The organism is Pseudomonas fluorescens (assembly GCF_001307155.1).
In the GTDB taxonomy this organism is placed as follows: Bacteria; Pseudomonadota; Gammaproteobacteria; order Pseudomonadales; family Pseudomonadaceae; genus Aquipseudomonas; species Aquipseudomonas helvetica.
Genome location: NZ_CP012830.1, coordinates 5,063,627 through 5,075,621, shown reverse-complemented (window position 1 = coordinate 5,075,621; position 11,995 = coordinate 5,063,627). Strand labels below are relative to the sequence as shown.

Below are 11,995 nucleotides of genomic sequence, written 5' to 3'. Positions count from 1 at the left end.
ATGAGATGAGCAATACCGAACCCTACCTGGAGCCACATCAGGCCCGTAAACGGCCCAACACCCAATTCGAAGAGTTGCTCGGCGACTCCATCGAACGCGCCTTTGGCAATGGGGTGACCGAGTTGCCCGACCTGCTCGCGCACCTGAACCTGGCCGGGCCGCCCTGCCCGCTGACCACCGGAGAGTGGACCGCGGACGCCTATAAAACCCTGATGGTTCGGCTGGGCGAATGACCCACCGGAGGTAAATAAGAAATGACTATGAATACAACCGTCGATCCTGCCGAAAACCTCTTGGCCAATGGTTTGAAGAACCTTTGGTTCCCGGTCCTGCCATCCGATCAGTTGGGCGAAAAACCAGTGTCGATCCGCCGACTGGGCTACAAAATCGCCTTGTGGCGCGACAACGACGGCAGCGTCCACGCCCTCGAAGATCACTGCCCGCATCGCGGCGCGCCATTGTCCCAGGGCCCGGTGCTGGGCGATCGCCTGCAATGCCCTTATCACGGCGTCGAAGTACGCTGCGACGGCACCGTCACCAAAGTCCCCGGCAGCCCGGGATGCAAGCTCGAAGGCAGCCGCCCGACGCGGATGTTCCACACCCGTGAAGCCGCCGGCGCAATCTTTCTCTACAACGCTGCCGAACCGCACGTCGACACTCCGCCGGAACTGGTCCTGCCCGAGCAACTGACCTCCCCTGAATGGAGCAGCTTCGTTTGCTACACAGAGTGGAAAGGCGACTACCGCTACGTCATCGATAACGTCATGGACCCGATGCACGGCACCTACCTGCACAAGATGTCGCACTCCATGAGCGAAGGCGAAGCTACTGCCAAGTTCGTCACCCGCGACACGGACAATGGTTTCTTCTTCGAGAAGGAAGGCCAGCGCGGGGTGAATTTCGACTGGACCGAGTTCATGGACAATGGCTGCCATTGGCTGCGTCTGGAAATCCCTTATCCGAAAACCGGTGGCCCGGGCGGCAACTTCACCATCATCGGCAGCTACACGCCGAGCAGCCGTTCGTTGTCGGCGGTGTTCCACTGGCGTTGCCGTCCGCTGACCGGCTGGCAGCGCGACACCTGGCGCTTCCTCTACAGGAATCGTCTGGAAGCACGGCACTGGGCAGTGCTGGAACAGGATCGGGTGTTGCTCGAATTCATGGAGCCGGACGCCAACCAGCGGGAAAACCTCTACCAGCATGACCTCGGTGTGGTGCGTCTGCGTCGCTACCTGAAAAACGCTGCCAAGGCCCAACTGGAGTTGATCGACGCGAAGCAGTTGCCATGAATCTGCCTATTGTCGAAAAGAGGTGAACGATGTCCCATTCCTCCCCCCTCACCGCGCTCGTGCATACCCTGCGCTACGAAGCCGAAGGCATCATCAGTGTCGAGTTGCGGCCGTTTGGCGACACGGTGTTCGCCCCGTTCGACGCCGGCTCGCACATTGACCTGCATCTGCCCAATGGTTTGGTGCGCAGTTATTCGCTGCTCAACTCGCCGACCGATCAAGGCCGTTATGTGATCGGTATCCTGCGCGACCGCAACAGCCGTGGCGGCTCCGAATACGTACACGGGCACTTGCGAGTCGGCATGCAACTGCCGATTTCATCCCCGCGCAATAACTTCCAGCTCGACCTGAGCGCCAGGCACAGCGTACTGGTGGCCGGCGGTATCGGCATCACGCCGATCTACTGCATGCTCCGCCAGCTGCTGGCACTGGGAAAATCCGCCGAGCTGATCTACTGCGCCCGGTCGCGGCAGGAGGCCGCGCTGGTGGAAGAGCTCAGTGGCCTGAGCGCCAACGTGCTTTACCACTTCAACGACGAAAAGGGCATGCCGCCAGACCTGAGCGTCTATCTGGCGGATCAGCCCAGCGACACGCACTTCTATTGCTGCGGTCCAACGCCGATGCTCGATGCGTTCGAAAGCACCTGCGAAGGCCTCGGCTATCCCCATGCGCATATAGAGCGCTTCGCGGCGGCCGAACTGCCGCCGTCCGAAGACGCGCAGAGCAGTTACAGCGTCGAGCTGAAAAAATCCGGCAAGACGCTTTCGATTGAGCCGGGTTTGAGTTTGCTCGACGTGTTGCTTGAGGCGGGCTGCGACATTGAGCACAGCTGTCGCGAAGGGGTTTGCGGTTCGTGCGAAACACGGGTTCTGGAGGGCGATATCGACCACCGCGATGGCGTACTGACCAAAGCCGAGCGCGCGGCGAATAAATCGATGATGGTGTGTGTATCGGGATGCAAGAGTCGGCGACTGGTACTTGATCTATAACACCGGGTTCAATTTTATCGAATAAACAGGCCGACATTTTTGTCGGCCTTTTTTATGGGCGTGAAATAAAGACGCACAACAATGTGCAGTTTCGTTACCCCCTGAGGCCTACGTTTCACGGGCAACACAAAAAAACATGTTCCAAGTATAAACAATTGTTTTTATTGAAATTATTACCTGCAACGGGAGAAATCGGCAGTTGGCATAATTTCTGCTCTATCACCCATAAGTTTATAGGCTATACGCCGTATTACCCATGAAACAGTAAAACAAAAAAAACGCACTCACTACCGCAACACTCGACGTCATCCGCCCATTGCCACATTAAAGGCAAGCGGGAAAGTGTTGCCGATCATTGTGCAGTGCTCAACTTTGCAGGGGAGTTCAATATGAAGAATTACGTTATATGCCTGGGGTTGATGATGACCAGTTGCGTCAGTTTCGCAGGCGAACCCGGTCCTGCCTCGCCGGAGACGTCGAGTACCGCTAAAAAGCCGTTTCCGCATATCGCCTGGCATAGCGATGATGGCGAAAGTAGCCTGGATATCGGCGGTGCCCTGCGGACCAACTACCGCGACGAACATTGGACCACCACTGAAAACAATGGCCGGTTTCTCTTCGACACGTTCCGCCTCGATGTGCAAGCGACCTACAAGAACCTCTTCAGTGATGTCGGCTACTGGTTCCAGGATGACGGCAAACGCTCCGTCGATCGTGGCTTCGTCGGCTATCGCCTGAACAGTAATTCAAACCTGCAAGTGGGCGCACCGTTCAAGCCGTTTGGCCTGGAACCGTATCCGCAGTTTGGCTGGAGTTATCACCTGCCCTTTTTCATGGGCTATGGCGTAAGCGCCGGCTCGGGTTTGAAGTACAGCTACAAGGATAAGGACTGGGATGTGCAACTCGCGTATTTCCCACGGATGTTGCCTTCCGACATTCGTTACTCGCCGGAAATCGGGCGTTTCGCCGACCTCAAGGACAATGCGATTCCCGCCATCCAGTCACGCCAGGACAACGAAAAACACAACCAGGTCAACGCCCGCGTCGCGCGCACCTTTGTCAACGATGGCTGGAAAACCGAAATCGGCGCGTCACTAGCTGCCGCCCAGCTGTACAACGCCACCACCAAAGAAGACGGCGACTACTGGGCCGGCGGCATTCACGCCATCATCAACGCAGGCCAATGGACCGTCTCCACCCAGGGCATCCGCTACGAGTACGATCCGAAAAACCCGGCCGGTGTCAGTAACGACTCAGTGCTGATGGGCGGTAACGGCCTGACACCCGCGTACCTGATTGCCGCCAAAGCCACCATTGCTTCGCTGAACGTCAGCTACGACATCCTCACGCCCAAACTGGGTCAGTTGAAAAAGATCAAGCTGTACAACGACTACAGTCGCCTGATGAAAGACCAGAAAGGTTGGGACGACTCGCAGATGTACACCGTCGGTGCGCAGTTCCTGGCCATGCCGATCATGGCCTGGGTCGACCTGACCTGGGCGAAAAATGCCAACCCCTATGGCGGTGCGGAAAACGGCTCCGGCTTTACCAACACCAGTTCGATCGGCAGCAATGCCTGGTATTACCGGACCAATGTCAACATCGGGTATTACTTCTGACTATTACTGCATCTGCTGCAGCAATGAACTGCAACTGCCCTGACTAGTGCTTGTGCATTGACTCTTTAGACTCCCGATACGACCAATGTGTATCTGGAGTTCCAAATGGCTAGCACCGTGACAACTCAGGAAACTGGCGGGCCTCAGGTTATTTGCGCAAGGCGCGCCATGGCAGTTGCTCGAACCGTAGGGTTTGATTGCCGAGCTGCAACATGGGCGAATTATTGTCTACGCTGCATTGCTGGACATCACACTGGCAACCCGGTTGATGCAAAGGGAGCGCACAGATGAACCGTCTTACTGCAAAAGATTTTGCCCCTGAACTGCTGGAACTCTACGACTACTACGCCCACGGCATGATCAACAGGCGAGAGTTTCTGGATCGGGCGGTATTGTTCACGTTAGGTGGTTTGACGGCCAGCGCACTCCTCGCCGCCCTGAGCCCCAACTATGCGCTCGCCGAGCAGGTGCCCATTACCGACCCGGACATCATCGCCGAATACCTCACCTATCCCTCACCCAAGGGACACGGGCAAGTCCGTGGCTATCGGGTGCGCCCGGCGAAAGCCAGCGGCAAGGTGCCGGCAGTGGTGGTCGTGCATGAAAATCGCGGGCTCAATCCCTACATCGAGGATGTCGCCCGACGGCTGGCCAAGGCAGGATTCATCGCCCTCGCCCCCGACGGCCTGACATCGGTCGGAGGTTATCCCGGCAACGATGAAAAGGGTCAGGAACTGCAGCAGACTGTCGACCCTGAAAAGCTCATGAATGACTTTTTCGCCGCCATCGAGTGGCTGATGAAGGATGACTCGACTACTGGAAAAATCGGCATCGTCGGGTTCTGTTATGGCGGTGGCGTCGCCAATGCCGCGGCCGTGGCCTATCCAGAATTGGGTGCTGCCGTGTCCTTTTATGGCCGCCAGCCGAAGGCTGAAGAGGTCATCCGTATTCAAGCACCTCTGCTACTGCACTATGCCGAACTGGACACGCGGACCAATGAAGGATGGCCCGCCTTTGAGCAGGCGTTGAAAGCTGCCGGCAAGACTTACGAAGCCTACATCTACCCTGGCGCTAACCATGGTTTCCATAACGACTCCACGCCTCGATACGATGAAGCCGCCGCCAGGCTTGCCTGGAGCAGGACGCTGGATTGGTTCCGGCGGTACCTGGCTTAGCGTTGAAAACGTCCGCAACACGAGAACTTGCGCACGGTCAGTGAGGCGTTGCACCCGGCAGGAACCTCGCTCAGGAACCGGATCGCGGCTGCAGCCACTTTCCAAACAGACGTGTCACCCGAGGCATGAACACGTAGACCACCAACAGCACAATGCTGGCCGTGATCAGCACATTGCCTTGCACATAGCCGCCCAGCCAGGGCACCCAGCCAAACAACGGTTTGAACAACATCGGCACCAGAAAGCTCAGGGGCAGGATGACCAAAAAGGTCACGCAGGCCTGCTTCCAGCGCGGAGGGGGCGGCGCAGCCTCATCAGTCGGAGTAAACCAGAACTCACGGTCGGCCTTGACCTCGGTCTGGTCGCCATCGGCGAGCAATGGCCGCGCCTCTTCTACCAGCTTGCGGCGATCCTCGGAATCGAGCCAATGCTGCAATTGTTCGGTCGTGGCGAAGCGCAGCACACTGGTGAACTGGGCCAGCCCCTGGCTTTGTCCGCGCATCACATCAATGCCCAGATGCCCTGGATACGTGCGCGCTATGGCGATGGTGTGACGCAACCAGTTTTCATACGCCTCATCCCCACCCTTTTTGACCCGATGGCGCACCAGCAGTGTGACCACGCCTTCCGACAATTCGATGTTCATGACTGACTCTCCGAGCAGGCCCGTTGGCAGTGACGGCGCAGCGAACTGCGCCGTTGAGCAACGGTATTTTTCGCGGCTCACTTGACCTGACGTTGCGGCGCCTTGTGCACCATGGTGTAAGCGTAATCCACGCCCATGCCGTAGGCACCACTGTGCTCGCGCACCAGGTCCATCACTGCATCGTAAGTCTCTTTGTGTGCCCAGTCGCGCTGGTACTCGAGCAACACTTGCTGCCAGGTCACCGGCACCGCACCGGCCTGGATCATCCGCTGCACCGACATGTCGTGAGCTTCTTTGGTCGTCCCGCCCGATGCGTCGGTGACGATGTACACCTCGTAGCCTTCGGCCAGCGCTTCCAGAGCCGGGAAGTTCAAGCACACCTCAGTCCAGAGCGCGGCCATGATCAGCTTTTTGCGACCGGTGGCCTTCACCGCTTCTACCAGTTTTTTATCTTCCCAGGAGTTCATCGAGGTGCGCTCGATGGGCTGATGATCGGGAAACACACTAAGCAATTCCGGCCAGATGTAGCCGCTGAAGCTTTCGGTTTCGACCGACGTCAAAATGGTCGGCACGTTGAAGATCTTCGCAGCTTTGGCCAGTGCAACGGTGTTGTTCTTCAGGGTTTGACGATCGATCGATTGCACGCCGAAGGACATTTGTGGCTGGTGGTCGATCAGGATCAGAGCGGAGTTGGTTGGGTTGAGCAATTCACGAATAGACATGGCGTGTTCCTTTTGATGTCGCTGTTCTGGATAGATGAGTTCGTTTGGCTACAAGGCTCGGTGCGTACTCCGGTTGGAGGTGATGTGCTACCGGCTTGGAACCTAATGTAGTTTCTGGATAAAACCGAAACAATTACCTAAAATGCATAATCATTATTTCCAAAATAGGGACAGTCTTGGACCGGATCGAATGCATGCGTGCTTTTGTCGCCACCGTCGGAGCAAACGGCTTTGCCGCCGCAGCCCGAGCGATGGATGTGCCACGCTCAAAAGTCAGCAAACAGATTCAGGCGCTGGAAGAGGCCATCGGTGTGCAGTTGCTGCAGCGCACGACGCGCAGCCTGCACCTGACCGAGGCCGGCGCGGAGTACTACGAAGCGGCCCGCGAAGTGATCGCGTCCGTGGACGAAGCCGAGCAACGGGCGCGTAACGGCATTGGCGAGCTACGCGGCGTGCTGCGGGTCAACGCGCCGATGTCGTTCGGTCTGCGGCGGCTCGGGCCGCTGATCCCGTTGTTTCATGAGCAGCATCCGAACATTGAGCTGCAACTGGTCCTGAGCGACCAGCAGGTCGACCCGGTACGCGGCGGCTTCGATGTGACCATCCGCATCGCGAGCCTGCCGGACTCCTCCCTGGTGGCCCGACTGCTGGCGCCCGCTCCGCGGATCATGGTCGCCTCCCCGGCTTATCTTGAGCGTGCGGGCACACCGCAATCGCCAAAGGACCTGAGCACCCACCAATGCCTGAATTATGGCTACCTGCAGAGTGGCGTCAGCCTGCAATTGAGCAACGGCCACGAGACGCAGCGCGTACACGTCACCGGTCCTCTGCATGCCAACAATGGCGACCTGCTGGCCCAGGCCGCAGAAGCCGGCATGGGGATCGCCTTGCTGCCGAGCTTCATTGTCGAAGAGGCTTTGGCGGCCGGCAGGCTGGTCGCCGTGTTGTGCGAATGGCAGGCCCCACCGATCAGCATCAACGCGGTCTACTCGTCTGCACGTCGGGTTCCGCAGAAGACCCGGGCGTTTATCGAGTTTTTGGTGGCGCAGCTTGCGCAAAAGCCGAGTTGAGTCGTAATGCTTCACTTAAGCCGTAATGCGATCTGTAGCAGCTGCCGAAGGCTGCGTTCGGCTGCGCAGCAGTCGTAAAATCAGCAATTGCGGTGTGTCAGGTACACCACGGCAGCCGGACTCACGACTGCTCCGCAGCCGAACGCAGCCTTCGGCAGCTGCTACAAAGAATGCCGCGCGGCTGAAATTGCTTAAATGAACAGCATTACGAGTTGAGTCGGCGCCTTGGCTCTCCCTCAAGCAACCTGCCCATCGGGCAGATACGCGGCGATATTGCGCATTGCGCGCTCAACGTACTGTTCTTTCTCCCCGACTGGCGCGACGTAGTGCAATGCGCTTTCTGCCGCTTCGACGCCTTTCAGGCGGGCGATGATCCAGGCCGCAAGATAGACCGAAGCGAGGCATCCACCGGCGGTGGCGATGTTGCCTTTGGCGAAGAACGGCTGGTTAAGGACATCGATGCCAGCCGCCTGGACCCACGGTTTCGTCGTCAAGTCCGTGCAGGCTGGTACACCCTCCAGCAAGCCAAGCTTGGCCAGCACCAGCGTGCCGGAACATTGCGCACCCAGGAGCTGCTTCGAGGGATCAAGTTGCAACTGCGCCATAAGGGCGGTGTCCGCCACGACTTCGCGAGTCTGCATGCCGCTCCCGACAATCACCGCATCGGCTTCGCTCGCCTCGCGAAGCGTTGCCTGGGAATCGATCACCACTCCGTTCATTGAACGGACACGGGCCGCAGGGCTGGCAATCGACACGCGCCAGCCAGGTTTCTTGATGCAGTTAAGCACGCCGAGTGCGATCAGGGAGTCGAGTTCGTTGTAGCCTTCGAAGGTGAGAATGGCGATATGCATGGTTGAGCCTTCCTGCAAATGTGGCTGGTATCCGCCTGAGGGAGGCGGTTGTACAGGCGCAGGCTATGGCGAATAATTAGTACAATCAAATTATTGTAATGGATACATCTCCATGGCTCGCTCCCGGTATAAATCGTTGGTAGATGCGTTCGCGGCCGACATTCGCGCAGGACGCCTGTCACCTGGAACGCGCCTGCCCACGCACCGGGAGCTTGCGGCCAACGAAGGCCTCGCCTTGGCCACGGCGACCCGTGTCTACGCAGAGCTTGAAACAATGGGCCTGGTCAACGGCGAAACCGGGAGAGGTACGTTTGTCCGGGAGACCTCGTTGCCATCAGGATTAGGCATCGATCAGCAAGCGGTCGCCACCGGTGTTCTGGACCTTAACTTCAACTACCCTTCTCTACCAGGCCAGGCAGAACTGCTGCGTGGCGCCTTGCGCCAACTGGCGTCTTCGGGCGATCTGGAGGCATTGCTCCGTTATCAGCCCCATGGCGGGCGACAGCATGAGCGTGCGTCAGTTGCCCGGCATCTCCAGTGCCGAGGCTTGAGCGTCAGCGACGAGCACGTACTGATCGTCAACGGGGCTCAACACGGGCTGGCAGTGACTGTCATGGGGCTGCTGCGCCCAGGCGATGTCGTCGCGACGGATGCCTTGACCTATCCCGGTTTCAAAGTCCTCGCGGATACCCAGCGCCTGGAACTGACCCCCCTCCCTGCTGCAGGCGGTGAACCTGATCTGGATGCCCTGGTTCGACTGTGCCAGAGCCGAAAGGTCCGTGCCGTCTACACCATGCCAACCTTGCACAATCCACTGGGGTGGGTCGCCAGCCAAAGCTGGCGGCAACGCTTGGTGAGCATCGCCCGCGAGCATGACTTGCTGATCATCGAGGACGCCGCCTATGCGTTCCTCGCAGAGGACGCACCGCCCCCCTTGGCAGCGCTTGCACCGGAAAGAACCGTGTACGTGACAGGCCTCTCGAAAAATGTCGCCACCGGGCTGCGCGTCGGATTTGTCGCGGCACCCTCCACCTGGATACCCGCTATCGAGAGAGCCATACGCGCGACCATTTGGAACACGCCCGGGGTGATGACTTCAATCGCCTGTCACTGGCTCGACGACGGCACGGTCAATCGCCTGGAGCGCGAAAAGCGTCAGGACGCCGCAAAGCGACAGGCCATGGCCAGGGCCACGTTGACCGACTTGAAGTACATCGGCCATCCCTCCTCCTATTTTCTCTGGCTGCCGTTGGGTGAAGAGGTTCGCGCCGACCAGGTGGCGATGGCACTGATGCGCGAGCAGGTTTCGGTGTCGACTTCGGAGCCCTTTGCGACTTCTACACCTATTCCTCACGCGATCAGGCTTGCGCTCGGCTCGCTGGAACTGGATGCCCTGCAAATTGCCCTCGACACGGTGAAGCGCGTGGTTGATGCTCACTCTTATTGAGGTGGCCGACAATCACTAAACGATGAGCAAGCAGGCCTTATACGGCGCCGTCTTCAAGGTAGCGCGACAGCGCTGCACAGCGTTTCAGGCTGTAATCCAGCGCTCTACTGATAGCTGAACCTTCGGGCACTAAATTCCGCTGGAAGATCATCCAGGTGTGCAGCATCCCCATCACCGGCATGGCTTTTTCTTGCCGTATTCGATGCCGTAAATTCGGTTCCAGGTCTTAAAGTCGTCAGCTTTCATAATCACCGAGGCTCAGCGAGGCTGGAATCTTGGCCCCGCGACGCCAATACACGGATCCTATTTTTGGCTGAGCGCCGCTATCGATACTCCCGAAGCAACGAAGGTGAGTCCTGCCCCTACGTTCAGGCCATTTACCAGCCGTGGCCTCTGACGCAAAAATCGGGACAGTGCAGTGGCAAATACGCCCATAAGTGCGAATCCCACTGCCGTAAGTGCCGCGAACCATATGCCGTACACCAGCATCTGCACGCTCACTGAGCCGCGTTGTGGGTCTACGAACTGCGGGATAAACGCAAGGACGAAAAAACCAGGCTTCGGATTGAGTGCAGCCGAGAGTAATCCCGTGAGGAAAATGCTCGGCAGTGATTGCCGAGTCGCTGGCTGGAAGCTAATCAGGCTACGAGAGCGTAGGACTTTTATGCCAAGCCATAGTAAATAACCGGCGCCGATAAGCTTGACGACCCAGAAGGCAACTGCGGACGTCTGCATAAGCAAAGTCAGTCCCAGCGAAGCGGTTGCCACATGAAACAGAATTCCCGCCCCAGATGCCATACCCGATACGATAGCGGCTACCCTGCCCTGACTGAGTCCTCGGCCTACGGCCAGCAGATTGTCCGGGCCTGGTGCGAGAACCAATAGCAAGCACGCGGCAGTATAGGCAAGCCAAATATTGATCGGAAACACGGCATTCTCCTTAAGCCTCACCGAGGCATCCATCCTCATGTAGCGCTAAACTCTGCCCGTACCCGGCGGCAAAGTCAAAGCCACTGCATTTGACAATATGTGCTTGCCGAACGGTTACCGAAATACGTTTGTTTTCCCGCAAAGGACACATGCTCTAAGTCGATCACGACTTCAGGTTATTGCCCGAATCCCACGCAACCGGACTCATCATTGTCCGTCCGCCCACCCCGGGTGGCGTCCAAACGCCTCGAACAGTTCGAAAATGGTCGCCTTGACCTTTTGCACCGCGTTGCTCTGCACGGCGGTGTCTGGCCAGCACAAAGACAGCTCACGGGTGAACAGCCGATGATCGATCCTGGCGAGCTTGAGTTTATGTTGATCCAGTTCAGCATGGGCAGCTGCCCAAGGCAGGATCGTCACGCCCAGCTTTGCCAGGACCGCTGAGAACAGCAAGTCCGTGGAGTTGGCTTCGAACTCGACCTCACAGTGCAGACCAGCCTCTTGCAATGCCGACTCGACTCGACTGCGAATGGTGTTCGGGGCACAGGGCAGCACCAGCGGCATCTTCGCCAGGGCGTCGATCGTCACCGGTCCCTCGGGTAACGGAAACTCCGGCCACGCAATCAGGTACAGCGTTTCGGTGAGCAGTCGCTGCGAGATCATCCCGCGGGTTTCGACCACGTCGACATTCACCGCGAGCGCCACCCGCCCGACCGTGATCAGGCCGCCCAACTCGGCACTCGGGGCGTCGATCAATTCCAGCTTGATGCCCGGGTAGCGACTGCGGATCGTGCGTGCGAGCGGAATCGCCAACATCCGCGCCGTACTCGACGGCATGCCGACCGAGACCTTGCCCTGCGGGAGTTCGGCGTCCTGACGCAGCAGTTCACGGGTGCCGTCGGCCTGGCGCAGCAGCTCGATGGCATGCCGGTACAGCGTCTGCCCGGCCGCGGTGGGCACCACGCCCTGCACGCTGCGCTCGAGCAATTGCGTGTCCATGTCCCGTTCCAGATTGCGCATCTGCTGGCTGATCGCGGGCTGCGCGATATGCAGTGCCTCGCTAGCGCGGGTGATGTTGCCGCACTCAACCACCTTGATGAAATACCGCAACTGGCGCAGGTCCATGGGGGGGGCGTCCAAAGAATCTGACTCTATATAAAAATCCGATGGGACCAAAGGAATTTCATATTTGTAGCTTATGAGATGCGCTGCCTAGACTGATTTCACAATAAACGAAGCGCTGACGGCGTCCCCCGC

The 11,995-nt window shown here is 58.5% G+C and carries 12 protein-coding genes and 1 pseudogene; 7 read left to right on the top strand and 6 right to left on the bottom strand.

Annotated features, from left to right (window positions below):
• Positions 1 to 5 precede the first annotated feature (5 nt).
• The 5 genes from AO353_RS23125 to yghX all read left to right on the top strand — a co-directional run bounded on the left by AO353_RS23125 (position 6) and on the right by yghX (position 5,072).
• The gene (locus AO353_RS23125; RefSeq protein ID WP_054597063.1) at positions 6 to 233 is read left to right on the top strand and encodes a recombinase-like helix-turn-helix domain-containing protein; all 228 of its coding nucleotides are present in this window, start codon (positions 6 to 8) and stop codon (positions 231 to 233) included.
• Positions 234 to 254: 21 nt separating this feature from the next.
• The gene (locus AO353_RS23120) at positions 255 to 1,289 is read left to right on the top strand and encodes an aromatic ring-hydroxylating oxygenase subunit alpha (RefSeq protein WP_054597062.1); all 1,035 of its coding nucleotides are present in this window, start codon (positions 255 to 257) and stop codon (positions 1,287 to 1,289) included.
• A gap of 29 nt (positions 1,290 to 1,318) precedes the next feature.
• Positions 1,319 to 2,278 carry a PDR/VanB family oxidoreductase gene (locus tag AO353_RS23115; RefSeq protein WP_054597061.1) on the top strand — a complete coding sequence of 320 codons (960 nt, stop codon included), beginning with the start codon at positions 1,319 to 1,321 and terminating at the stop codon, positions 2,276 to 2,278.
• A 389-nt stretch (positions 2,279 to 2,667) separates the two neighbouring features.
• Positions 2,668 to 3,897, top strand: a complete 1,230-nt coding sequence (locus tag AO353_RS23110) for a hypothetical protein (protein ID WP_054597060.1) — start codon at positions 2,668 to 2,670, stop codon at positions 3,895 to 3,897.
• A 287-nt stretch (positions 3,898 to 4,184) separates the two neighbouring features.
• Positions 4,185 to 5,072, top strand: a complete 888-nt coding sequence (yghX, locus tag AO353_RS23105; protein ID WP_054597059.1) for a YghX family hydrolase — start codon at positions 4,185 to 4,187, stop codon at positions 5,070 to 5,072.
• 70 nt (positions 5,073 to 5,142) lie between these two features.
• Here the strand turns inward: yghX and AO353_RS23100 are convergent, their stop codons facing one another.
• Positions 5,143 to 5,718 (bottom strand): antibiotic biosynthesis monooxygenase, encoded by a 576-nt coding sequence (locus AO353_RS23100; RefSeq protein WP_054597058.1) that lies wholly within the window; start codon positions 5,716 to 5,718, stop codon positions 5,143 to 5,145.
• A gap of 77 nt (positions 5,719 to 5,795) precedes the next feature.
• Positions 5,796 to 6,440: a hydrolase gene (locus tag AO353_RS23095; RefSeq protein WP_054597057.1), complete on the bottom strand. Its 645-nt coding sequence runs from the start codon at positions 6,438 to 6,440 to the stop codon at positions 5,796 to 5,798.
• A 176-nt stretch (positions 6,441 to 6,616) separates the two neighbouring features.
• On the opposite strand from AO353_RS23095, the gene AO353_RS23090 reads away from it, so the two are divergent.
• Entirely contained in the window at positions 6,617 to 7,510 is an 894-nt protein-coding gene (locus AO353_RS23090; RefSeq protein ID WP_054597056.1) for a LysR family transcriptional regulator, read from the top strand.
• Positions 7,511 to 7,746: 236 nt separating this feature from the next.
• Here the strand turns inward: AO353_RS23090 and AO353_RS23085 are convergent, their stop codons facing one another.
• On the bottom strand, positions 7,747 to 8,361 hold the full coding sequence (locus tag AO353_RS23085; RefSeq protein WP_054597055.1) for a DJ-1/PfpI family protein: 615 nt from the start codon (positions 8,359 to 8,361) through the stop codon (positions 7,747 to 7,749).
• A gap of 112 nt (positions 8,362 to 8,473) precedes the next feature.
• Here AO353_RS23085 and AO353_RS23080 point away from each other — a divergent pair, with 112 nt between their 5' ends.
• The gene (locus AO353_RS23080; RefSeq protein WP_054597054.1) at positions 8,474 to 9,808 is read left to right on the top strand and encodes a PLP-dependent aminotransferase family protein; all 1,335 of its coding nucleotides are present in this window, start codon (positions 8,474 to 8,476) and stop codon (positions 9,806 to 9,808) included.
• Positions 9,809 to 9,848: 40 nt separating this feature from the next.
• Here the strand turns inward: AO353_RS23080 and AO353_RS30100 are convergent.
• From AO353_RS30100 to AO353_RS23070, 3 genes and pseudogenes are all read right to left on the bottom strand, one after another.
• Positions 9,849 to 10,016 (bottom strand): annotated as a pseudogene (locus AO353_RS30100) (IS66 family transposase); the annotation flags it as partial.
• A 95-nt stretch (positions 10,017 to 10,111) separates the two neighbouring features.
• The gene (locus AO353_RS23075; RefSeq protein WP_054598306.1) at positions 10,112 to 10,738 is read right to left on the bottom strand and encodes a LysE family translocator; all 627 of its coding nucleotides are present in this window, start codon (positions 10,736 to 10,738) and stop codon (positions 10,112 to 10,114) included.
• 207 nt (positions 10,739 to 10,945) lie between these two features.
• Entirely contained in the window at positions 10,946 to 11,878 is a 933-nt protein-coding gene (locus tag AO353_RS23070) for a LysR substrate-binding domain-containing protein (protein ID WP_237142918.1), read from the bottom strand.
• Positions 11,879 to 11,995: the final 117 nt, after the last annotated feature.